Below are 23,191 nucleotides of genomic sequence, written 5' to 3' on the forward strand. Positions count from 1 at the left end.
GACAACATCCGTGCGGCGCCACGGGGGCCGCATCCGTGCGGCTCCACGGGCAGAAACGAAGGGCGCCCGCCGGAAATATTCCGACGGGCGCCCTTACGTGTGGCGCGGCAGTTACCGCTGACCGGTGCCGATCTCCTCGCGGGACGGGGCCGGCGAGACCGGGGCCTCGGCTCCGCGGGCCGGCGGGGCCGCCTCCTCGATCGGGAAGAAGAAGCCCTTGACCGTCGGCACGAGCGCGCCGAGGCGGTTCATCTTCTTCGGTACGACCCAGCCGGCGTAGGGCAGCTCGGCCGGGTGGCCGTGCTCGTCGACCGGCGCGAGCGGCTGGTGCACCTCGACGAAGCGCCCGTCCGGCATCCGCTTGATGATGCCGGTCTCCACGCCGTGGGCCAGCACCTCCCGGTCGTGCTGCTGCAGGCCCAGGCAGGCCCGGTAGGTCAGCCAGTACGCCAGCGGCGGCAGGAGCAGCAGGCCGACCCGGCCGGCCCAGGTCATCGCGTTCAGGCTGATGTGGAACTTCTCAGCGATCACGTCGTTGGCGCCGGAGAGCGCCAGCACGAGGTAGAACGCCAGGGCCATCGCGCCCAGGGACGTACGGGTGGGTACGTCACGGGGACGCTGCAGCAGGTGGTGTGCCCGCTTGTCCTTGGTCCACCGCGCCTCGATGAACGGGTAGAAGAGCGGCAGCATCGTCAGCACGCCCGGCAGGAACACCGTCGGCCAGAACAGCGGCGGCAGCGTGTAGTGGTGCCCCGGCCACAGTGGGAAGCGGGCCTCCCACGGCGGCATCAGACGGGTCGAACCGTCCAGGAACATCACGTACCAGTCGGGCTGGCTCCCCGCGGAGACGACCGCCGCCTTGTACGGGCCGAACAGCCAGACCGGGTTGATCTGGAAGAGACCGCCGAGCACGGCGACCAGGCCGAAGCACAGCATGAAGAAGCCGCCGGCCTTGGCCGCGAAGCCCGGGAACATCCGGATGCCGACCACGTTGTCGTTGGTCCGGCCCGGCCCCGGCCACTGCGTGTGCTTCTGCTTGACCAGCAGGCCCATGTGGGCGGCGATCAGGCCGAGCAGGATGGCCGGTACGAGCAGGACGTGGGCGATGTAGAGCCGACCGAGGATCGCGTGGCCCGGGAACTCCCCGCCGAACAGCGAGGTCGCCACCCAGGTGCCGACCACCGGGATCGACATCATGATCGCGTGGGCGATGCGCAGACCGGTGCCGGACAGCGCGTCGTCGGGCAGCGAGTACCCGGCGAAGCCCTCGACGAAGCCCAGCCAGAACAGCAGCACGCCGATGATCCAGTTGAGTTCACGCGGCTTGCGGAACGCGCCGGTGAAGAACACCCGGAGCATGTGCACCACGATCGCGGCCATGAACAGCAGCGCCGCCCAGTGGTGCATCTGCCGCATGATCAGGCCGCCACGGACCTCGAACGACAGCTGGAGGCTCGACTCGAACGCCCGGGACATCTCGATGCCCTTGAGCGGCGTGTACGGGCCGTTGTACTTGACCTCGTTCATCGACGGGTCGAACCAGAACGTCAGGAACGTACCGGTCAGTAGCAGGATGACGAACGAATAGAGCGCGATCTCACCCAGCAGGAACGACCAGTGGTCGGGGAACACCTTGTTCAACAGGCGCCGCATGGGGGAGGAAACCTGTAGCCGATCGTCGATCTCCGCGCCGGCCTTGGCGGGCAACGCCGCCATGTCTATCTTGCGTCGCTTCACGGGCGCTCCCAGAACCCGGGCCCGATCGGGACCCTGAAATCAGACTTGGCTACCAGTACGCCGTCCTCGATGGCCAGCGGCAGCATCGGCAGCCGGCGCGTGGCCGGACCGAACACCGGCCGGGCGTTGTCCGTGATCTGGAACTGCGACTGGTGGCACGGGCACAGCAGGCGGTTGGTCTGCTGCTCGTAAAGGCTAGCCGGGCAGCCGGCGTGGGTGCAGATCTTCGAGTACGCCACGTAGTTGCCCCACATCGCGCCGCCGTTCTCGGCGTTGACCTTGACGTGGTCGAGGTTCGACCGCAGCGTGTCGGCGTCCTGCTGGCGCAGGTGGATGAGCAGGACGGGCGAGTCGGCGTGCTCGTTGGTCGCGCCGCCGGGGACGCCGGGGAACACCGTCACCTGGCCGCCGACGCTGACGTCCTCGGGCCGGATCTCGCTGCCGTCCTCGCGGGTGAGCCGGATCAGCTTGCCGTTGGCCGGCTTCCATGCCGTCTCGAACAGCATGTTGCCCGGCTTCTTGATCATGCCGCCGATCAGCGGCGCGGCCGCGGCGAGGCCGAGCGGCGCCGCACCGACCAGGAGCGCGCCCTTGAGCAGCGGGCGGCGCTGGATGCCGGTCTCGTCGGCCATGTTGAGCAGCGTCGCGCCGGTCAGCTTCCGCTCGGCCAGGTCCGCCTGGTCGTGGCGCTCCTGGATCGACACCTCTTCGGGGAGCAGCTTCTTGGCCCACACGACGATGGCGGCACCGAGGCAGGTCAGCGACCCGCCCAGGGTGACGCCGAGCACCGTGTTGTAGAGCTTCTCGATGCCGCTGCCGGGCTTGTACTCCCACGGCCACCAGATGTAGGCGGCGACGAAGGCCAGCCCGAGCAGGCCGGTGAGCACGAACAGCAGTGCGATCGTCCGCTCGACGCGCTTCTCGGCGCGGGTGCCGGGCACCGGGAACCGGGGGGCGTAGTGGACGATCTCCACGCCGTCCCGCCGCGCTCCCTCTTTGACCAGGTCGAAGCGGGTCAGCTTCGGGTCGTTCACGTCGTAGTCGACGTCAGTCTGCGTACTCATGACTTTCCTGCAATCCAGAGCGTCACGAACATGATCGAAACCATGCCCACCAGGAAGATCACCAGCGCCTCGGGGACCGGGCCGTAGCGGCCGAGGCCGAAGCCACCCGGGTCCTTGTCCTGCTTCTGGTACTGGATGTAGGCGATGATGTCCCGCTTCTCCTGCGGCGTCAGCTGGTTGTCACCGAACACCGGCATGTTCTGCGGGCCGCTGAGCATGGCCGCGTAGATCTGCCGGTCGGTGGACGGCTGGAGGCTCGGCGCGAACTTGCCGGAGGACAGGGCGCCGCCGTTGGTGCTGAACGCGTGGCAGGAGGCGCAGTTGACGCGGAACAGCTCGCCGCCCTTGGCGACGTCGCCACCCTCGCGCAGGTTCTCGCCGGCCGGCAGCTGCGGCCCGCCACCCAGCTCCTGGATGTACGCGCCCATCTGCTGCGCCTGCTCGGTGGTGAACATCGGCTGCTTGCGCTCCACCTGGGCCTGCTGCGGCCGCGCCGCGGGCATCCGGCCGGTCTCGACCTGGAACTCCACGTTCGCGGAGCCGACGCCGATCAGGCTCGGGCCGCGGCCCTGTGCGCCCTGGGCGTTCGGGCCGTGGCAGGTGGCGCAGCTCTGGTCGTACATCCGCTTGCCCAGCTGGGCCGCCTCGGACAGCTGCTTCGGCGCGTCCTCCGCCTGGCTGCCGGGCGCGAACGCGGTGTAGATGCCCCCGACGATGGCGAGCGCGGTTACCAGTCGTACGCCGGCGAAGACGCGTCGGCGCAGGCGGCTTCTCCGTACCGGGCCGGCGAGCAGCCTGCCGCGTCGGTCTTCACGTGGCGGACCGGCGGCGCCGGCCGAGTCGTCGACAGTCATTTCCTCAACCTTTGTCGTCAGTACTACGTCGTCAGGACGGGCCACGGGTGCGAGTTGTGACCCGGTCGCGTCACTTCAGCAGGTAGATCATGCTGAACAGCGCGACCCACACCAGGTCGACGAAGTGCCAGTAGTACGACACGACGATCGCCGAGGTGGCCTGCGCGGGCGTGAAACGCCCCATGGTGGATCGGATCATGAAGAAGATGAACGCCACCAGACCGCCGGTCACGTGCAGGCCGTGGAAACCGGTCGTCAGGTAGAACATCGATCCGTACCCGTCGCCGTTGATCTTGACGCCCTCTTCGACCAGGGTGCGGTACTCGTTCGCCTGGCCGAGCACGAAGACCAGACCCATGACGAACGTGAGGGTGAACCACCGGCGCAGTGAGTGCACGTCGCCGCGCTCCGCGGCGAACACACCGAACTGGCAGGTGACCGACGACAGCACAAGGATCGTCGTGAAGGTCACGGCGTACGGCAGATTCAGGTGTGGGGTGTGTTCCTTCCACAGACCTGGCGCCGCCGCCCGGATGGAGAAGTACATCGCGAACAGTGCCGCGAAGAACATGAGCTCACTGGAGAGCCACACGATAGTTCCGACACTGACCATGTTGGGCCTGGTCAGTGAATGGATCTGACTCTTGGAGATGGCTGGGGCCGCAGTCACGCGGTCATTATTGCCCGCGACCAGGATCACTACGCGCCGGGGTCGCCGGATTAGTGCGTGTCGCCACCCGGTGGGCGTCGCGTACCGGGTCGACCGGTTGCCGCGCGGTGGGCGCCTGGGCGGCGGCGGGACGGGCGGCTAGCCTCGTGGCGTGCAGTACCAAGACCCTGCGCTCACCATTCTCGCCCATGGCGGAGACGACGAGCCGCTCGCCCCGCTGCGGGCCGGCACGCTGTTCCGCCTCGAACTCGACCCGTGGCTGGCGGTGGCGCTGCTGGCCGTCGCGATCGCCTACCTGTACGCCGTCTGGCGGCTGGAACGGCGCGGTGACCGGTGGCCGGCGCTTCGGACGGTGTCGTTCGTGGTCGCCGGCCTCGGTGGTATCGCGTCGGTCACACTCACCGGCATCGGCACCTACGACACCACCCTGCTGTCGGTGCACATGGTGCAGCACATGGTGCTGTCCATGATCGCCCCGATCTTCCTGGCGCTCGGCGCGCCGGTGACGCTGGCGCTGCGGACCCTGCCGCACGGCCCGCGGCGGGTGCTGCTGTCGGTCGTGCACAGCCGGGTCGCGAAGATCTGGACGTACCCCCTGTTCGCGTACGGGCTGTTCGTGGTGACCCCGTTCGCGCTGTACTTCACCGGCCTGTACGAGCTGACCATGCGCAACACGCTGGTCCACGAGCTGGTGCACCTGCACTTCATCGGGGTGGGCTGCCTGTTCTTCTGGCCGCTGCTGGGGATCGACCCGCTGCCCGGCCGCTGGCCGTACCCGGGCCGGGCGCTGCTGATGTTCCTGTCCACGCCGTTCCACACGGTCCTGGGTCTGACCGTGATGCAGAGCACCACGCTGCTCGGCGGCGACTGGTACCCGTCCCTGCGCCTCGGCTGGGCCGACCCGTTCACCGACCAGCGGCTGGCCGGCGGCATCCTGTGGGCCGGCGGCGAGGTGGTGAGCGTCACCATGCTCGGCGTGCTCGTGGTGCAGTGGATGCGCCACGCCGAACGCGAGGCGCGCCGGCTCGACCGCCGGCTCGACCGCGAGGAGATGATGGCCACCGCGCCGGGCGTCGGGGTCGCGCAGCCCGCCGGCGCGGCCGCCCCGGGCGCCGTGCCGGTCACGGGAGGCGCCGTGCCCACGGGCAACTCGCCGGAAGCGGCGACCGGAGCCGGAGAACGCGACGGCGGCGGGTACGATCCCCTCGGCAGTCGAGACACTCAGGGAGCCAGCAGCCGATGACCGAGGGTAGCTACACGGTTCTGCTCTATAGCGACGACCCGCAGGTGCGGGAGCGGATGCGCCTGGCCATCGGCACGCGACCCGCCAAGGACCTGACGGTCCGGTTCGTGGAGTCGGCCACCTACGCCGAGACCGTCCGCATCGTCGACGACCAGGACGTGGATCTGGTCGTCCTGGACGGCGAGGCCGCCCCGGCCGGTGGCATCGGCATCGCGCGCCAGCTCAAGGACGAGCTGCCGGACGCGCCGCCGACCTGCGTGGTGATCGCCCGCGCCGCCGACCGCTGGCTCGCCGCGTACGCCCGCGTCGACGCCACGCTGGTCCACCCGCTCGACCCCATCCTCACCGGGCGTACCGTGGCCGACCTGCTGCGCGGCCGCGCCGCCGTCACCGGATGATTCGATCATGAGCGAGCGGAGCTGGCGGACCCTGCTCGCGGCGCTGCTGCGGGCCGAGGAACTGTCGACCGAGGACACCGCCTGGGCCATGGACGAGATCATGTCCGGTGGTGCCACGCCGGTGCAGATCGCGGCGTTCGCGGTCGCGCTGCGGGCCAAGGGGGAGAGCCCCGCGGAGATCGCCGGGCTGGTCGAGGCGATGGTCGCCAGCGCCGTCCGGGTGGAGCTGCCGGCCCCGGTACGGGCGTCCGCCGTCGACATCGTCGGCACCGGTGGTGACGGTGCCCACACCGTCAACATCTCCACCATGTCCGCCGTCGTGGTCGCCGCGGCCGGCGTACCGGTCATCAAGCACGGCAACCGGGCCGCCTCGTCGTTGTGCGGTGCGGCCGACCTGTTGGAGGAGCTCGGCGTCCCGCTCGACCTCGGCCCGGCCGGGGTGGCCCGGTGCGTGACCGAGGTAGGGATCGGGTTCTGCTTCGCCGCGCGGTACCACCCCGGCATGCGTCACGCCGGTGTACCGCGCCGTGAGATGGGTGTGCCCACGTTCTTCAACTTCCTGGGCCCGCTGACCAACCCGGCTCAGCCGGCGAACGCGGCGGTGGGCTGTGCCGACCCCCGGATGGCCGGGGTCATGGCCGAGGTGTTCGCCAGCCGGGGTGACTCGGTCCTGGTCATGCGGGGCGAGGACGGGCTCGACGAGTTCACCACCGCCGCGCCGACCCGGGTGTGGGCGGTCCGCGACGGTCGCGTGACCGAGACCGTGGTCGACGCCGCCGACCTGGGCGTCGACCGCTCGCGACCGGGCGACCTGCGCGGCGGGGACGCCCGGTTCAATGCCGAGGTGGCGCGCGACATCTTCGCCGGCAAGCCCGGTCCGGTCCGGGAGGCGGTGCTGGTCAACGCCGCCGCGGCGCTGACCGCGCAGGCCGGCTGGGGCGACGACCTCGGTGCGGCGCTACGTGCCGGGATCGAGCGGGCCGCCGCCACGATCGACTCGGGCGCCGCCGGTGACCTGCTGCACCGCTGGGTCGCCACGGCGAAGGTGGCCCAGCAGGCCCGGTAGCGCCGCTGGGTGACCGGATCCCGGGGTGATGCCCGGGTACCCGCCGGGTGAGGCGGCCGTGCCCGCGCGGCCCCCCGGGTGACCGTCGACCGGGATAGTGTCCGGTCATGCAGCCATCCGACCTCTCGCGACCGCGCGTACCCGGAATCCCCGCCCTCACCCCCGACGGATCCACCGCGGTCGTCGCGGTCCAGCGCATCGACTTAGCTGCCGACGACTACACCAGCCAGCTCTGGCAGGTGCCGACCGACGGTTCGGCGGCGCCCCGCCAGCTGACCCGGGGGTGGCGGGACAGCGGTGCCGCGATCTCGCCGGACGGGCGGTGGCTGGCGTTCGTGCGGGCGGTACGGGAGGAGTCGGCCCACGACGCCGACCCGAGGACCGCCAGGGTGGGCAAGCCGCAGGTGTGGGTGATGCCGGTCGACGGCGGCGAGGCGCGCCGGCTCACCGACCACCCGCTGGGCGTGGACCGCGCGCCGGTATGGAGCCCGGACTCGAGCCGGCTGGTCTACACCGCGCGGGTACCCGAGGAAGGCCGGTACGGCACCGTGCCGGGGATCGGCCCGGAGCAGGAACCACCCCGGCGGATCACCGGCTTCGGCTACCGCTTCGACGGCGTCGGGTTCGTCCTCGACCGGCGCCGGCATGTGTTCGTCGTCGACGCGCTGGCCGAGGGGGCGGAGCCGGTACAGGTCACCGAGGGTGACTTCGACCACAGTGAACCGGACTGGAGTCCCGACGGCGAGCTGCTGGCGTTCGTGGCCGCCCGACACGACAGCCACGACGAGGACCTGTTCACCGACCTGTGGGTGAGCCGGCCGGACGGCACCGGCCTGCGGGCGGTCACCAGCGGCGGCTTCGACCTGGGGCAGCCCCGGTTCTCCCCGGACGGGCAGACGCTGTTCTTCGTCGGTGCCGACACCGACGGCCGCCACGCCGTGTGCCGTACCGACAGGCTGTGGACCGTGCCGGTCACCGGCGGCGCGCCGCGGGCGCTCACCGATCCCGAGCGGTACGGGCTGACCGCGTTGGGGAGCGAGATCGTCGTGGCCCCGGACGGGGTGCTCTTCCTGAACGAGAACCGCGGCGCCGTGGAGCTGCTGCGGATGCCCTTCGCTGGCGGCGAGCCTGAGCTGCTGGTCGGCGGTGAGCGGCAGGTGCTCAACGCGGCCGCGGCGGGCGGCACGATCGCGGTGTCGGTGGCCGACCCGACGACCTGGGGTGAGCTGGCCGTCGTCGTACCCGGTGGCGACGTCCGCCACCTCACCGACTGGAACGCCGGGTACGCCCCGGTCTTCGCCCAGGAGGAGATCGACGCCACCGCGCCGGACGGGTACCCGGTGCACGGCTGGGTGGTCCGGCCGGCCGGCGACGGACCGCACCCGGTCCTGCTGATGATCCACGGCGGTCCGTTCACCCAGTACGGCTGGCGGCTGTTCGACGAGGCCCAGGTGTACGCCGGCGCCGGGTACGCGGTGGTCATGGGGAACCCGCGCGGCTCCAGCGGCTACGGGGAGGCGCACGGCCAGGCGGTGCGGGGCAATGTCGGCGAGGTCACCGCGGCGGACCTGCTGGCCCTGCTCGACGCCGCGTTGAAGGCGCCCGACCTCGACGGCGACCGGGTCGGTGTGCTGGGCGGGTCGCACGGCGGGTTCATGACCACCTGGATGGCGGCCCATCACGGCGACCGGTTCTCCGCGGCGATCAGCGAACGGGCCGTGAACGCCATCGACAGCTTCACCGGTTCGTCGGACATCGGCTGGTTCTTCGGCGAGGACCTGTACGGCCCCGACCCGCAACAGCGGGACCGGCAGAGCCCGCTGACGTTCGCCGACCGCATCGACATCCCGATGCTGATCATCCATTCGGAAGCCGACTGGCGGTGCCCGGTGGAGCAGGCACAGCGGCTGTACGTGGCGCTGCGGCTGCGGCGCGTACCGGTGGAGCTGCTGCTCTTCCCGGGCGAGGGGCACGAGCTGTCGCGTTCGGGACTGCCCTCGCACCGGGTGGCACGCTTCGAGGCGATCCTGGAGTGGTGGCGCCGCTGGCTGTGAGAGCCGGACCGCTCCGGTCCGGGGTGCCCGGCACCCCGGACCGGCCGGTACCGGGACACCCGGACCGGCTCAGTCGGCGTCGGTGAAGCCGATCGCGAACGCCTCTTCCAGGTCGTGCCGCGAGTACGCGCGGAACGCGATGTGCGAATCAGTGTTGATGACACCGGGCACCTTGGAGATGCCGCCGGCGATCACCTCGGCGATCTGGTCGAACTCGCGGACCCGCACCATCGCGATCAGATCGACGCCGCCGGCCACCGAGTAGACCTCGCTGACACCGGGCAGTTCGGCGAGGGCCTCGGCGACCTCGGGGATCGAGTCGGTGGCGCAGTCGATGAGGACGATGGCGGTGATCACCCTGGGCTCCTTTGCGCGGGTGGGGCTGCGAACCTCCACATGCTACGGGGCCGCCGGTACGGTCAGGTCGCGACCGACCCGTACGGCGTCGACGAGATGTTCGTCGGGCCCGACGTACCCGCCGGGCCACACCACCCCTCGCGTCACCCGTCCCTCGACCCGCGCCCGCGCGCCCACCACCGCCCCGGCCAGCCGCCCGGTGACCGTGGCCGAGGCGTCGACCAGGTCGCCGTCCCCGGCGGCGTGCAGGTTGGCGGCCAGGTAGTCGCCGGGGGTACCGGTGTCGAGGAACAGCCCCGGGTACGGCACGACCGTCAGCTCACCGGCGGCCTCGGCCGGGCGCCACACCGTCCGGACCAGGTCGGCCGGCTCCGCCACCAGCGACCGCACCCGCGACCAGGGCAGCAGCGACAGGCCGGCGAACCGGTACGGGCCGAACTCGGACTCCCGGTCGCCGGCGGGCACACCCAGCAGCCGTACCGTCGCACCGTCCCACCCGTCGAGCAGCGCCGCGACGTCCCGGCCGGGTGCGGCCGCAGCCGCCAGGTAGGCGTCGGCGTTGGCCACCAGGACGCCCCGCCCGTCGATCCAGCCGCGCAGGTTGCCCACTCCGCCCGAGGTCCCGAGCGGATCGCCGGGTTCGACCGCCAGGTGCGCCCGGTCGCCGACGGCCGCCACCACCTGCTCGCCCAGGTAACAGGCGTTCACCGCGACCCGGTCCGGGCCGGTCAGCCCCAACCCGGCCAGCCGCGCCAGCGCCCGGTCGAGCAGTGGCACGTTACCGACCGGGCAGAGCGCCTTCGGGAGTACCTCGGTCAACGGCCGCAGCCGGCGCCCCTCGCCGGCGGCCAGCACCACCGCGCAGACGCTCACGTCAGCAGCGCTCCGCCGGGCGACCGCACCGCGCTCCGCTCGCTCATCAGTCGTCCTGAGGGTCGTCGGCGAGCGGGCCGATGCCATAGTGGGCGAGCAGCCTCGCCGTCGGCGTGGACAGTCGCGGTAGCGCGTCGAGCGGATACCAGGCGGCCTCGTGCACCTCCGCCTCGTCGATGGTCAGCGCCTGGTCGGCAGGTACCGACACCTCGAACACCATGTCCACCCAGCGGCCTCCGGTGTGGACGACCGCATTCGGCACGCCCGGGCGCAACCGGGCCGGGTCGACCCGGATACCGGTCTCCTCGGCGAGTTCACGGGCCGCGCCGGCAGGCGGTCGTTCTCCCCGGTTGAGCAGGCCGCCGGGGATCGACCAGCCGGAGGAGGGGGGTTGGCGCAGCAGCAGGATCCGGCCCGGTGGTGGCGCGTCGGCGTCCCGCACGATGGTCACCGCGCCGATGATGTAGTGCGGGCTGCCCCACCGGACCAGCCGCCGCCGCCAGGGGAACGGCAACCGGTAGAACGTGCGGTACGCGGCCAGGCGCAGCACCCGCAGCGCGGGGGGTTGTCCGGAAGCGGTCACCGTCAAAGGGTAGTGGTTCAGTGTGGAGTGTGGTCGACCGAGGCGATCAGCTGGTCCACCACCTCGGGTGCCGCCAGCTTGTGTTCGGCCACGGCGACCAGCAGGGTCTCCAGGTCGGGGTAGCCGACCTTGACGGCGAGCCGGACCAGCGGCAGGTCACTGCCCAGCCCCCGGCCGCGCTGGCGCAGCGCGAGGCCGATGGCCAGCCGGCCGAGGCGCACCTTGTCGGCGATGGTGACCGCCGGCGCGTCCTTCTCGGTGAACCAGTCGCTGATGTGCAGGCGGGCCTGGGGCGTCTTGACGAACTGCAGCCACTCCCGGGACGGCCCCGGCGCCGGCGCCTTGTCGTCGAAGTCGAACTCGTCGCGCTGTCCCTGCCGGGTGATGATCTCGACCACGTCGCCGTCGTCGAGTCCGGACGACAGCGCGACCAGTCGGCCGTTGAGCCGGGCACCGATGCACCGGTCGCCGATGTGCTGGCCCAGCGTGTACGCCAGGTCGACCGGCGTGGCTTCGGCCGGCAGCAGCACCGGCCGCCCGGTGGAGGTGAAGACGATGATCTGCGACTCGGCGAGGTCGCAGCGCAACGACGCGAGGAACTGGGCCGGGTCGGTGGCCGAACTCTCCCAGTCGAGCACCCGGCGCAGCCAGGCCAGTTGTTCCCGTTCGCTGCTCGCCCGGGCGAGCAGCGGGTAGCGGAAGTTGGCGACGATGCCGTACTCCGCGTCGCGGTGCATCGGCTCGGTCCGGATGAGCACCTCGAGCAGTTCCTCGTCCGGCCCGAGCACGGTGGTGTGCAGCGATCGGTACAGGTTGTTCTTCGGCGAGGCGATGAAGTCCTTGAACCGGCCCGGTACCGGCCGCCACCGGCCGTGCATCGCGCCGAGCGCGGCGTAGCAGTCGGTGTCCGGACCGTTGACGACGATGACGACGCGGGGCAGGTCGTGCGGCTCGGTGTAGTTGCCGGCGACCGTGTCCTTCCAGATCGAGTACAGGTGCCGGGGGCGGGACGACACCTTCGCGTCCACCTTGGCCCGGTTCAGCTCCGTGCGTACCTCGGCGATGACCCGGTCCAGGTATCTGCCCCGGCCACGGCGGTGCGCGACGTAGTCGGCCACCAGGGCGTACCCGCTGGGGCTGAGCGCCTTCAGCACGCAGTCCTCGAGATCGCGCTTGAGCGCCTGGATGCCCAGCCGGTCACACAGCGGCACCAGCACGTCCCGCGTCGCGCGCGCGATACGGGCGCGGGAGGCAGGGGAGCGGGCGTCGAGGGTACGCATGTTGTGCAGCCGGTCGGCGAGCTTGATGACGAGTACCCGCACGTCCCGGCCGGCCGCGATGATCATTTTGCGGATCGTCTCGGCCTCGGCGGCGTCGCCGTAGAAGACCTTGTCGAACTTGGTCACCCCGTCGACCAGCAGGGCGACCTCGGCCCCGAAGTCGCCCTCCAGGGCCTGGAGGGTGTAGCTGGTGTCCTCGACCGTGTCGTGCAGCAGCGCGGCGACCAGGGTGGTCGTGTCCATGCCCAGCTCGGCGAGGATCTCGGCCACCGCGAGCGGGTGCGTGATGTACGGGTCGCCGCTCTTGCGGGTCTGCCCCCGGTGCATCTCTTCGGCGATCGCGTACGCCCGGCGCAGCAGGTTGGGGTCGCCGCCGGGATGGACCGAGCGGTGCTGGCGGACGAGTTCGCCGACCGGATCGCCACCGGTCGGCCACGGCAGCATCGACAGCAGGCGGCGGGTGAGGCCGGTGCCGGGCGGCGCGGTCGGCGCGCTGGGGGCCGCGAACGGCGGCGCGGGTGGGGCGCCGGGGGTGGCCGGCGGGTTCGATCTCGACCGGGCGCCGGTCGGGTGCTCCGACGCGGGTCGCGGCTGTGCCGCAGGGGAGGGACGGCCGGCGGGCCGGCTGGGTGCGGGCGTCCGGCCGGTGCCACCGCGCGGCCCCGGTAGGCCCGCCGGGACGGGTGGTACGTCGGTCGCCGGGGTTTGACTCTGCGTGCTCATGCTGTGTGCTGTCGTGCCGGGTGCCGTGGTGCCGGGCGCCGCCGTGGCCTGTGCGGTCGCGCCGGGGACGGCCGGACGGGCCCGGTTGTCGGGCCACTCGCGGTTCGGCGCGCTCGGTTCGGCGGCCGGACATCGATCGTCGACGAGCACGTCCTCGGGCACCGGTTTCGCACGTTGTAGCTCGTCCCAGCCGATCGTGTCCGGTAGGGCGCCCAGCGCAGGCTCGAGGCGCCCGCCGATCCCGGAAACGCCGGAATCCACTCGGACACCTCCTCTGACCGGGCCGGGCCACCAGAGAATAGGGATTCGTCCAGCCTAGTTAGCCAGTTGGTCAACGAACGGCTATTTGAGTATGTGCGTTCGTAGGATTCATTAAAGCCCAAGATTGGTTACCGCGCCCGTCGCTGCCTCCGCAGTGGCCAGAAGTTCACGCCACCGGCCGGCACCGTCCACCGGGGAGGCCCAGCCGGCGTCGACCTCGACCAGCCGGGTCTCCGGCCGCTCCAGCCAGGCCAGCACCCGCTCGGTCTCCTCCGGACTGGCGCACGGCACCGGCCCGGGGCCGGGCCGGACCGTCTCCGCCGTGGCCAACAGCGTCTCCAGCGTCGCGCGGGGATGCACCCGCGGCGGGGAGGTGCCGGCCGCGGCGAGCCGCCCGTGCCGGATGACCGCCAGCTCCCAGCCGCCGGCGGCCGCGGGTCGAGCCGCGACGACCTGGCTGATCGCGGTCAGCGAGGCGAGCCGCTGCATGCGTACGGACGCCCGGAGGAAGGCCACCAGGCGGGTGCGCACCGCCGCGGCCTCTTCGTAGCGCCTGGTCTCCGACAGCGACCGCATCCTCGCCAGCAGCCGGCGGACCACCTCGCCCGGGTTACCGGTGGTGGCGGCGTGGAACGGCTCCGCCGCGGTGGCCGCGTACTCCTCCGGGCTGACCCGGTGCTCGCACGGCGCGGCGCAGCGGCCCAGTTCGGCGAGGGCGCACGCCGCCGCCGGGCGGCGCGTGGACAGGCGCTGGGTGCACTGCCGCAGCGGCAGCGCCTCGTACACCCCGGCCGCCGCCAGGTCGGCGAGGCGGCGGGACGCGAACGGGCCGAGGTAGGAGCCGCCGTCGGCGGCGAGCTTGCGCACCACGGACAGCCGCGGATAGGCCTCCTCGGTCAGTTTGAGCCAGACGACCCGCTCCGGGAACTTCGACCGCCGGTTGTAGGGCGGCTTGTGGGCGGCGATCAGGCGCAGCTCGCGGACCTCCGCCTCGAGGGAGTGCGCGCACTCGATGGCCTCCACCCGCTCGGCGGCGGCCAGCATCTCGGTGTTGATCCGGGCCCGCTTCTCCGACGCGGTGAAGTAGCTGCGCACCCGGGTGGCGATCGCCGAGCTGGTGCCGACGTACAGCGGGCGGTCGCGGCCGTCGCGGAAGACGTACACCCCAGGGGTATTGGGCAGGTTCTCGGCGAGGTGCCGCTTGCGGCGCTGGGTCGGGCTGACCGCCTTGACGAACTCCAGGGCGTCGCCGAGCGTGTGCACCCGGTGCCCGCCGAGCCGGCCGATCAGGGCGTGCAGCACGTCGACCGTGGCGCGGGCGTCGTCGAGGGCACGGTGGCAGGGCTGGCGGGCGTTGCCTAGCCACCTGGCCAGTGTGGCCAGCTTGTTGTTGGGCACCTCGTCACGGGTGAGGACGCGCCGGGCGAGGGCGGCCGTGTCGAGCACCAGCGGCTTGGGCCAGGGATAGCCGTGCGCGGCGCACGCGGCCTTGAGGAAGCCGGTGTCGTACGGGGCGTTGTGCGCCACCAGGACCGCGTCCGTGGCGAACTCGAGGAACGCCGGCAGCACAGTCTCGATGCGCGGGGCGGGCAGCACCATCGCCTCGGTGATGCCGGTGAGCACCGTGATGTAGGGAGGGATCGGCTGGCCGGGGTTGACCAGCGTCGCGAACTCGCCGAGCTCCTCGCCGCCGCGCACCTTGACCGCGCCGATCTCGGTGATGCCGCCACCGTCCGGCGCGCCGCCGGTGGTCTCCAGGTCGACGACCACGAACGTGGTCGCGAACAGCGAGCGGGCCCGGGCGTCGTCGAAGAGCGCGTCGAGGGTCTCCTGATGGAACGTCTCCCGTACCGCTTCCGCCACGGCGGGCACGATACGACCGTGGTCTGACATTTCGCCCCGCCCGTGGTGTGGCCGGTGACCCAGGACACGGCACCACCGCCGTACCACGGGCCCTGCGGCTCGAAGATCGACTGACCGGCCACGACAGCCGGCCCGTCGACAATGCGACACTTGGCGCATGCCCGCACAGGAGCCGTTCGCCGACGAGGTAGCCGAGGTCGCGGGCGCTGCTGCGCGGGAGCAGGGCCACGAGACCGAGCCGACCCTGCCCGAGCCGGTACGTCAGCGGGTCATCGCGCTGGCGGCCGCCGCGATGACCGGGATGCCGGCCGACGAGCTGCCCACGGCGCTGCGCCGGGTGGCGAAGTTCGCCCCCGCCCGGCGCGCCCGGCTCGGCGGCCCCGCCATCGCCGCCCAGCTCGCCGGCGATCCGCTGCTGCGGCAGCGGCTGGCGGTTCGGGTCGTCGAGCAGGCCGGTGAACTCGGAACGGCCGTCATGGCCGGGGCGCCGCCGGCCGCGGCCGATCCGGTCGAGGTAGCCGCGCTGGCCTACCTGGCCCGCCCGGAGGGCTGGTGCGATCTGGTCACCGCCGCCGCCCGCGCGGTACGGGCCGACACCGCGAGCGCCGCCGTCGCCGACCGGATCCGCGAGGTCGAGCAGCGCGCCGCGCGCGCCGAGCACGACCGCGCGGTGGCCCGGGTGGAGGCGGACAAGCTCCGCGACGAGCTGGCGCGACTGCGTGACGAGGCGGGCGGCCTGCGCGAGGAGGTACGGGCACTGGGTAAGGCGCTGCGCGAGACCCAGGCGCGCGAGCGCAAGGCGAGCGAGATGCTGGCCACCGAGAAGGGCCGGGCCGCCCGTGCCGCCGCCGATCATGACGCGGAGGTACGCCGGCTGAAGTCGAAGCTCGCCGAGGCCGAGTCGCTGGCCGGGGCGGCCCGGCAGACCGCCAAGGAAGCGCGGGCCGTCGACGACGCGCGGCTGTGGCTGCTGCTGGAGACGATCGGCCGGGCCGCGGTGGGGCTGCGCCGGGAGCTGGCGCTCGAACCCACCGACCGGATGCCCGCCGATTTCGTCGCCGACGTCCACGCCGAGCGGCCCGGCCCGCCCGGCGGCGCGACGACCGCGCGGGCCCTGGACGCCGACGACCCGGCCCGGCTGGACCAGCTGCTCGCCCTGCCGAAGGCGCACCTGGTCGTCGACGGCTACAACGTGACCAAGCGCGGGTTCGCCGAGATCTCCCTGGAGCAGCAGCGCCGCCGGCTGGTCAACGGGCTCGGCGGCCTGGCCGCCCAGACCGGCGCCGAGGTGACCGTGGTCTTCGACGGTGCCGAGCGGGTGGTCGGTCTGCCGCCGGCGCCGCGGGGCGTGCGCGTGCTGTTCTCCCGTAAGGGCGAGACGGCCGACGAGCTGATCCGCCGGCTGGTCCGTGCGGAACCCACCGGCCGGCCCGTCGTCGTCGTTTCGTCCGACCGGGAGGTCGCCGACGGGGTGCGCCGCCACGGTGCGTATCCGCTCGGCGCCGATGCCCTGTTGCGCCGTCTGTCCCGATCATGAGGATTTCTGTCGTACCCCGGGCCTAGCGTGTGGTTACCCACGGTGGTGAACCGCTAGGAGGAGCGATGCTCATCGACTGCGACACGTGCCGGGCGCGCGGGCAGGCGTGCGAGGGGTGCGTGGTCAACATGCTGTTCGGCCCGGCACACCGGGGTATCCGCCCCGATACCGACGTCGGCGCCGACGACGAGGCGGAGCGGCGGGCGCTGCAGGTGCTCGCCGACGCCGGCTTCGAGGTCACGGTGCTCAGCCGGGAGGACAGCCGTCCCCGCTTACGGCTGGTGCCGCCGCGGCGGCGGGGCCACCACGCGGCCTGAGCGCCGGCCGTGACCATGGTCGGCCCGGATACCGGCCGGGGCCATCACGCGGCCTGAGCGCCGGCCGCGAACGTCGCCGGCCCGGGCGTCGACCGCGAACGTAGGATTGGCTCGCCCGATCAAGCGGGAGGAGCCGCGGACATGACCCCTCGATGGTGGGCCACCGTCGTGCTCGTCGCCTTGCTCGCCGGGTTGGCCCTGGTCACCGCGCTGCGGGTGCCGTGGTCCGGCCCGCCCGCACCGCGCGCCGACCAGCTCGCCGCGCTGCGTGAACTGCCGGCCGACGCCGTGGCGCGCGGGCGTGCGTTCCAGGCGGCGCTGCGTCCCGGCACCTACGGCGCGATGGTGATCGGGCTGGTCGTCGCCCTGGCGCTCGGGCTCACCCCGCTGGGCGCCGCGCTGGTGCGGCTGGCCGGCCGCCCGTTCCACGGGCACTGGCTGGCCGAGGCGCTGCTCGGCGGGCTGCTCGTCGTCTTCGCCGGGGAGCTGGTCGGTCTGCCGTTCGCCGCGCTGCGCCAGCACGTCCTCCGCCGGTACGGCCTGTCCACCCAGGGGTGGGGCGGCTGGGCGGTCGACCTGCTCAAGGCGTACGCGATCAGCGCCGTCATCGGCGCGGTCGTGCTGGTGGTCTTCTACACGGTCACCCACCTCGCGCCGCGCTGGTGGTGGGCGTTCGGCGCGGCCGGCGCCGCCGGGCTGACGGTGCTGCTCACGTTCGTGTTCCCGGTACTGATCGAGCCGGTGTTCAACAGGTTCACCCCGCTGGAGCCCGGCCAACTGCGCAGCGACCTGATCGCGATGGCCGACCGGGACGGCGTGCCGGTCTCCGACGTCCTGGTCGCGGACGCCTCGCGGCGCACCCGGGCGGTCAACGCGTACGTCTCGGGCCTCGGGCCGACCCGCCGCATCGTCGTGTACGACACCCTGCTGCGCGAGGCGCCCCCGACGGAGGTGGAGTCGGTGGTCGCGCACGAACTCGGCCACGCCAAGGACGGTGACGTGGTCACCGGCACGCTGATCGGTGCGCTCGGCTCGGCCGCTGTGGTCTGCGCGCTGTACCTGCTGGGCTCGTGGACCGGCCTGCTGCGCCGCGCGGGGGTGGAGTCGCTGGCCGAGCCGCGCGGGGTGGCGCTGCTGCTGGCGGTCGCCGCGGTCGTCGGTCTCGTCGCCGGCCCGGTGCAGAACGCGGTCTCGCGGCGGATCGAGGCGCGTGCCGACCGGCACGCGCTGGCCCTCACCCGCGACCCGGCCACCTTCGAGGCGATGCAGGCGCGGTTGTCGCTGGTGAACCTGGGCGACCCGGACCCCAACCCGGTGGAGTACACGCTGTTCGCGTCGCACCCGTCGACGGTGCAGCGGATGGCGGCCGCCCGCGCCTGGTCGCGTACGGGGGCACGGCGGTGACCCGGACCCTGCTCGTCACCAACGACTTCCCGCCCCGACCCGGCGGCATCCAGCAGTTCGTGCACAACCTCGCGGTGCGCCAGCCGGCCGACTCGGTCGTGGTGTACGCGTCGACCTGGAAGGGCGCGGAGAAGTTCGACGCCGACCAGCCGTTCGAGGTGGTACGGGAGGACACCGGGGTGCTCCTGCCGACCCCCCGGGTGGCCCGGCGGGCGGTCCAGCTCGCGCGGGCGTACGACTGTGACACGGTGTGGTTCGGGGCGGCCGCCCCGCTCGGGCTGCTCGCCGACGGGCTGCGCCGGCGGGCCGGCATCCGCCGGGTGGTGGCGCAGACCCACGGCCACGAGGTCGGCTGGGCCGCCCTGCCCGGTGCCCGGAGCCTGCTGCGGCGCATCGGCCGGGGCGCCGACGTGGTCACCTACCTGACCGGGTACCAGCGGGACCGGCTGGGGCGGGTTCTGGGCGGCCTGACCGCGCTGGAGCGGCTGGTGCCGTGCGTGGACGCCACGACATACCACCCCGGCGTCGACGGCGACTCGGTGCGCCGCCGGTACGGGCTGGTCGACCGGCCGGTCGTGGTGTGCGTGTCCCGACTGGTGCCGCGCAAGGGCCAGGACGCGCTCATCCGGGCGCTGCCGGCGATCCGCCGCCGGGTACCGGACGCGGCGCTGCTGGTGGTCAGCGGCGGCCCGTACCGGTCGGCGTTGCAGCGGCTGGCCGGCGAGACCGGCGTCGCCGACCACGTCGTCTTCACCGGTTCGGTGCCGTGGCAGGACCTGCCGGCGTACTACGCCGCGGGAGACGTGTTCGCGATGCCGTGCCGGACCCGGCGCGGCGGCCTCGACGTGGAGGGGCTCGGCATCGTCTACCTGGAGGCCTCCGCGACCGGGCTGCCGGTCGTCGCCGGCGACTCCGGCGGCGCCCCGGACGCGGTGCGCGAAGGTGAGACCGGGTATGTGGTGGACGGGCGCGACACCGCCGCGATCGCCGACCGGGTCGCGACCCTGCTGGCCGACCCGGACCTGGCGCGCCGCCTCGGCGCGGCGGGACGGGCCTGGGTCGAGGCCGAGTGGTCCTGGCAGACCCAGGCCGACCGGATGCGGGTCCTGCTGTCCGGCGCGGGCGGGTAGCCGCGCCGCCCGCGGGTCACGCCGTCCGCCGGGTTCCCGCGCCGTCCGCTGATTACGGGGTGGGTTCCGGGGAAGTGTCCGCGGGTGCGCTGGGCGCTGGCCGCCCGGCTGGCGGCCGCGGTGAGTCTCCTGCTGGTCTCGGGGTGCGCCGATCCCGCACCGGACCCGGCGGACTGGACCACGTACCACCACGACAACGGCCGCTCCGGCGTCGCCGTGGGTCTGGCCCCGCTCGGTACCCTCACCCGGGCCTGGGTGGCCCGGCTGGACGGAGCCGTCTACGGCCAGCCGCTCGCGGTCGGCAACCGCATCTTCGCCGCGACGGAGAACGACACCGTCTACGCCCTCGCCGCGGACAGCGGGCGGGTCCTCTGGTCGACCCACGTCGGCACGCCGGTACCGCTGGCGCAGCTGCCGTGCGGCAACATCGACCCCCTCGGCATCACCAGCACCATGGTCTACGACCCGCGCACGGCGCTGCTGTTCGCGCTCGCCGAGACCGGCGGCGGACGGCACGTACTGGTGAGTGTCGACGCCGCCACCGGTGCGGTACGCGAGCGGCGGGCCGCCGAGCCACCGACCGGGGACCGGATCGCCCATCAGCAGCGGGCGGCGCTCAACCTCGTCGGCGGCCGGGTCTACATCGCCTACGGCGGGCTCGCCGGCGACTGTGCCAACTACGTCGGCGCGGTGGTCGCGCTGCCGACCACCGGCGCGACCCGGCCGCTCAGCTACCACATCCCCACCCGCCGGGAGGGGGGCATCTGGGCTCCCGGTGGCGCGACGGTGGTCGGTGACCGGCTGATGTACGCCGTCGGCAACGGCGAGTCGACCACCGGCTACGACGGCAGCGACTCGGTCATCGCGCTCAATCGCGACCTCGAACTGGTGGACCGGTTCACGCCGTCCAGCTGGCCTCAGGACAACTCGTCCGACGCCGACCTCGGCTCGATGACCCCGGCCGCGGCCGGCGGGTACGTCTACGCCGACGGCAAGCGGGGCGTCGGGTACACGGTGCGGCCCGACCGGCTCGGCGGCATCGGCGGACAGGTGGCGCAGGCGCCCGTGTGCCCGGCGTACGGCGGCGCCGCGGTCAGCGGAAACACGGTCTACGTGCCCTGCCAGGACGGCCCGCGGGCGGTCACGATCGGTGCCGACGGCGGGATCACCGTCGGCTGGCGAGCCGAGATGTCCGGTGGTGGCTCACCGGTCGTCGGCGGTGGCGCGGTCTGGGTCGTCGACACCGGGATGGGCAGCCTGACCGCCCTGGACCCGGCGACGGGCGCGGTCCGCCAGCGTCTCCCGGTCGGAGACGTGTCGCACTTCGCCTCGCCGACGCTCGCGCACAACCGCGCGTACGTGCCGACGCTGACGGGCGTGGTGGCCGTCGCCGGCGCCTAGCGCGGTCGACCGGCCGCCACGCCCGTCAGTATCGGGCTCAGAACTTCGGCGTGTCGGGGGCTTCGAGCAGGCCGAGCCGCAGCGCGGTCATCAGCGCCTGGGCCCGGTTGGCCGCGCCCAGCTTCTCGTACAGCTTCGAGATGTGGGTCTTGGCCGTCGACTCCGACACGAACAGCTGCTTGGCGATGCCGGCGACGCTCATGCCGTCGGCGAGCAGGCGCAGCACCTGGCCCTCGCGCGGCGACAGCTGCGGTCCGGTCGGTGCGAGCCGCCGCTTCATCGCCTCGGCGAGGTCGGCGGCGGTGAACGCGCTGGGCGCCGACGCGGCGTGGCGGGCCGCGGCGACCACCTCGTCGGCCGGGGCGGTCTTGGGCACGAACGCGCTGGCGCCGGCCTCGAGGGCACCGAACAGCTGGTCGTCACCGGCGTACATGGTCAGCACGACGATGCCCATGTTGGCGCTGGTCTTGCGGAGCGCGCGGGTGGCCTCCAGGCCACTGCCGTCGGGCAGCCGCAGGTCCATGATGACGACATCCGGCTGCAGCGCACCGGCCTGGCGGATGGCCTCGGCCGCGGTTGCCGCCTCGCCGACCACCTCGAACTGCCGGTCACGCTCGAACGCGTGGCGAAGCCCCCGGCGAATGAGGTCATGGTCATCGACGAGCAGGACCTTGGTCCGGGTGGTTGAGGTGACGGGTGTGGACATATCCGGCGCTCTCTCCTTGCTCAGTGTGACTCACACGCTACCGCGCCGTGGCGCAGAGCCAAGCACAACCGCCACGGTCGTGCCGCTGGGAACACGCGGCCTGATCTCCAACCGGCCCCGGATACGTTCCGCGCGTTCCGCCATGATTGCAAGACCGTACCGTCCCTCTTTAGGACGATCCACTATTCCGTGTCCGTCATCCGACACTTCGATCTCTGCGAAGGGCGGATCGATCGTGCAGGTCACCCAGAGGTTCTCGGCTCCCGCGTGCTTGCGCGCGTTCGTGATCGCCTCCTGCGCGATGCGCAGCAGCTCCGCCTCGGTCGCCGCGGGGAGCCGCGCGGTCGACTCGTCCAGCGACAGGTGCACCCGCAGGCCGGCGGACTGCCCCACGGTACGGGCGTAGTCGGCGATCGCCGTGGCCAGGCCGCCGTACCGGTCGACCTCGCTGCGCAGCTCGAACAGTGACAGCCGCAGCTCGGTGATGACCCGGGTGACCTCCGAGCGCAGCACCCGCAGCTCCTCGGTGGTCGCGTCGACGTCGGGCAGGGTGGCCAGGGCGTTGTCGATGCCGTAGCCGACCATCACCAGCTCCTGCGCGACCCCGTCGTGGATCTCGCGGGCCAGCCGCTGCCGCTCCTCGGACGTCGCGAGCGACCGCACCTCGTCGAACAGCAGCGCGGCCTCCAGCCGCAGCGCCGCCGGGGCGGCGACCTGCGCGACCTGGGCGGCCAGGGCCGGCGGGTACGCCGCCGGCGTGTCGGTCTCCAGCGCGATCAACCCGATCGTGCGGACCCCGGCCACCAGCGGCACGATCAGCGCCGACACCTCGACCCCGGCCGGCACCGCCGACCTGGCCTGGGACCGGCTGGCGGTCTGCGGCTGCTGGCTGGCCCAGGCGTCGGCGATCGCCGAGTCGGCGTCCAGGCCGGTCTCCCAGTCGACCCGCTCGGCGCCGGTCTGCGCGAGCACCACCAGCCGGCCACCGCCGCTGGTCGACAGCACCGCGGCCCGCTCCGCCGGCGCCACCGCGCGTACCTCGTCGAGCAGGTGCTCGGCGAGGCCACCGGGGTCCAGCGTGGCGCCCGGCAGTTGCCGGGCCACGCTGCGCAGCTGGGTGAGCAGGCGGGTCGCCTCCGCGTACGGCTGCGGCGAGTCGCGCTGGGAGAGCAGGCTGAACCGCAGGATGCCGGCCACCACGGCGGCGACGGCGCCCAGCCCGAGCCACTGGACAGCCGCCCGGGTGAACCCGGCCGGTCCCAGTTGGGAGTCGGCGAGCCGGGCCACCGCGAGGACCAGGGCCGCGGCCCCCAGCAGGGCGGGCGCCTCGAACCGGCGGCCGGCCAGGGCGGCGCCCACGAGCGGTATCCACAGGTAGGACAGCACCACCGCGGCGGCGCCCACGCCACCGGGCAGGTGGGCGGCGTGGGCGATCGCGGCCGCGGCGAGGCAGGTCATCACGACCTCGGCCAGGCGGCCGAGGGGCCCGATGACGCGGTGGTCCGGCGCGAGGACGGCCGGCACACCCGCCACGGCGACCAGGGCGAGCCACCCGAGCACGACCGGGTACGGCGCCACGCCCAGCGTCAGCGCCGCCATCAGGACGAGCATCACCGCCCGGACGGACAGTCCGAGCAGGCGGCGCCGGGGCAGGAGTACGGGAACGAGCG

Annotated in this window: 20 protein-coding genes; 9 read left to right on the plus strand and 11 right to left on the minus strand. The window is 72.9% G+C overall.

All coding sequences use genetic code 11. The features are described from left to right. Positions 1-111 precede the first annotated feature (111 nt). From qcrB to ctaE, 4 genes are all read right to left on the minus strand, one after another. Positions 112-1,737 carry a cytochrome bc1 complex cytochrome b subunit gene (qcrB, locus tag ACNTMW_RS11940; RefSeq protein WP_426633529.1) on the minus strand — a complete coding sequence of 542 codons (1,626 nt, stop codon included), beginning with the start codon at positions 1,735-1,737 and terminating at the stop codon, positions 112-114. Next, complete coding sequence (gene qcrA, locus ACNTMW_RS11945; protein WP_426633530.1) at positions 1,734-2,801, minus strand: cytochrome bc1 complex Rieske iron-sulfur subunit; 1,068 nt, start codon at positions 2,799-2,801, stop codon at positions 1,734-1,736. The genes qcrB and qcrA overlap by 4 nt, the downstream gene beginning before the upstream one ends. Continuing rightward, complete coding sequence (gene qcrC, locus ACNTMW_RS11950; RefSeq protein WP_426633531.1) at positions 2,798-3,655, minus strand: cytochrome bc1 complex diheme cytochrome c subunit; 858 nt, start codon at positions 3,653-3,655, stop codon at positions 2,798-2,800. The genes qcrA and qcrC overlap by 4 nt, the downstream gene beginning before the upstream one ends. 70 nt (positions 3,656-3,725) lie before the next feature. After that, positions 3,726-4,325, minus strand: coding sequence for an aa3-type cytochrome oxidase subunit III (gene ctaE / locus ACNTMW_RS11955; RefSeq protein WP_426633532.1), 600 nt, complete (start codon positions 4,323-4,325; stop codon positions 3,726-3,728). A 151-nt stretch (positions 4,326-4,476) separates the two neighbouring features. On the opposite strand from ctaE, the gene ACNTMW_RS11960 reads away from it, so the two are divergent. The 4 genes from ACNTMW_RS11960 to ACNTMW_RS11975 all read left to right on the plus strand — a co-directional run bounded on the left by ACNTMW_RS11960 (position 4,477) and on the right by ACNTMW_RS11975 (position 9,086). Next, positions 4,477-5,568, plus strand: a complete 1,092-nt coding sequence (locus ACNTMW_RS11960) for a cytochrome c oxidase assembly protein (RefSeq protein WP_426633533.1) — start codon at positions 4,477-4,479, stop codon at positions 5,566-5,568. After that, the gene (locus tag ACNTMW_RS11965; RefSeq protein WP_426633534.1) at positions 5,565-5,966 is read left to right on the plus strand and encodes a hypothetical protein; all 402 of its coding nucleotides are present in this window, start codon (positions 5,565-5,567) and stop codon (positions 5,964-5,966) included. The genes ACNTMW_RS11960 and ACNTMW_RS11965 overlap by 4 nt, the downstream gene beginning before the upstream one ends. Positions 5,967-5,973: 7 nt before the next feature. After that, positions 5,974-7,032 carry an anthranilate phosphoribosyltransferase gene (gene trpD, locus ACNTMW_RS11970; RefSeq protein ID WP_426633535.1) on the plus strand — a complete coding sequence of 353 codons (1,059 nt, stop codon included), beginning with the start codon at positions 5,974-5,976 and terminating at the stop codon, positions 7,030-7,032. Positions 7,033-7,139: 107 nt separating this feature from the next. After that, positions 7,140-9,086, plus strand: coding sequence for a S9 family peptidase (locus ACNTMW_RS11975; RefSeq protein WP_426633536.1), 1,947 nt, complete (start codon positions 7,140-7,142; stop codon positions 9,084-9,086). 69 nt (positions 9,087-9,155) lie between these two features. Here the strand turns inward: ACNTMW_RS11975 and ACNTMW_RS11980 are convergent, their stop codons facing one another. From ACNTMW_RS11980 to ACNTMW_RS12000, 5 genes are all read right to left on the minus strand, one after another. After that, positions 9,156-9,443: an Lrp/AsnC family transcriptional regulator gene (locus ACNTMW_RS11980; protein ID WP_426633537.1), complete on the minus strand. Its 288-nt coding sequence runs from the start codon at positions 9,441-9,443 to the stop codon at positions 9,156-9,158. A 42-nt stretch (positions 9,444-9,485) separates the two neighbouring features. Continuing rightward, positions 9,486-10,316: a nucleotidyltransferase family protein gene (locus ACNTMW_RS11985; protein ID WP_426633538.1), complete on the minus strand. Its 831-nt coding sequence runs from the start codon at positions 10,314-10,316 to the stop codon at positions 9,486-9,488. Positions 10,317-10,362: 46 nt separating this feature from the next. Further along, complete coding sequence (locus tag ACNTMW_RS11990; protein WP_426633539.1) at positions 10,363-10,899, minus strand: NUDIX hydrolase; 537 nt, start codon at positions 10,897-10,899, stop codon at positions 10,363-10,365. A gap of 17 nt (positions 10,900-10,916) precedes the next feature. Next, on the minus strand, positions 10,917-13,163 hold the full coding sequence (locus ACNTMW_RS11995; RefSeq protein WP_426633540.1) for a RelA/SpoT family protein: 2,247 nt from the start codon (positions 13,161-13,163) through the stop codon (positions 10,917-10,919). 111 nt (positions 13,164-13,274) lie between these two features. Beyond that, complete coding sequence (locus ACNTMW_RS12000) at positions 13,275-15,056, minus strand: DEDD exonuclease domain-containing protein (protein WP_426633541.1); 1,782 nt, start codon at positions 15,054-15,056, stop codon at positions 13,275-13,277. A gap of 127 nt (positions 15,057-15,183) precedes the next feature. Between ACNTMW_RS12000 and ACNTMW_RS12005 the strand changes: the two genes are divergently transcribed. From ACNTMW_RS12005 to ACNTMW_RS12025, 5 genes are all read left to right on the plus strand, one after another. Next, positions 15,184-16,563 carry an NYN domain-containing protein gene (locus ACNTMW_RS12005; RefSeq protein WP_426633542.1) on the plus strand — a complete coding sequence of 460 codons (1,380 nt, stop codon included), beginning with the start codon at positions 15,184-15,186 and terminating at the stop codon, positions 16,561-16,563. 65 nt (positions 16,564-16,628) lie between these two features. After that, on the plus strand, positions 16,629-16,880 hold the full coding sequence (locus ACNTMW_RS12010; protein ID WP_426633543.1) for a hypothetical protein: 252 nt from the start codon (positions 16,629-16,631) through the stop codon (positions 16,878-16,880). 141 nt (positions 16,881-17,021) lie between these two features. After that, a complete protein-coding gene (locus tag ACNTMW_RS12015) occupies positions 17,022-18,284 on the plus strand; it encodes a M48 family metallopeptidase (RefSeq protein ID WP_426633544.1) in 1,263 nt (420 codons plus the stop codon). Then, positions 18,281-19,414, plus strand: a complete 1,134-nt coding sequence (locus ACNTMW_RS12020) for a glycosyltransferase family 4 protein (RefSeq protein ID WP_426633545.1) — start codon at positions 18,281-18,283, stop codon at positions 19,412-19,414. Before ACNTMW_RS12015 ends, ACNTMW_RS12020 begins: the two co-directional genes overlap by 4 nt. An 84-nt stretch (positions 19,415-19,498) precedes the next feature. Continuing rightward, positions 19,499-20,815, plus strand: a complete 1,317-nt coding sequence (locus ACNTMW_RS12025) for an outer membrane protein assembly factor BamB family protein (protein ID WP_426633546.1) — start codon at positions 19,499-19,501, stop codon at positions 20,813-20,815. A 37-nt stretch (positions 20,816-20,852) separates the two neighbouring features. Here the strand turns inward: ACNTMW_RS12025 and ACNTMW_RS12030 are convergent, their stop codons facing one another. Both ACNTMW_RS12030 and ACNTMW_RS12035 read right to left on the minus strand, forming a co-directional pair. Then, positions 20,853-21,521: a response regulator transcription factor gene (locus ACNTMW_RS12030; protein ID WP_168071948.1), complete on the minus strand. Its 669-nt coding sequence runs from the start codon at positions 21,519-21,521 to the stop codon at positions 20,853-20,855. Between the two features lie 30 nt (positions 21,522-21,551). Then, a complete protein-coding gene (locus tag ACNTMW_RS12035; protein WP_426633547.1) occupies positions 21,552-23,120 on the minus strand; it encodes a sensor histidine kinase in 1,569 nt (522 codons plus the stop codon). Positions 23,121-23,191 lie beyond the last annotated feature (71 nt).

The sequence above is a fragment of the Planosporangium spinosum genome (assembly GCF_049999945.1).
In the GTDB taxonomy this organism is placed as follows: Bacteria; Actinomycetota; Actinomycetes; order Mycobacteriales; family Micromonosporaceae; genus Planosporangium; species Planosporangium spinosum.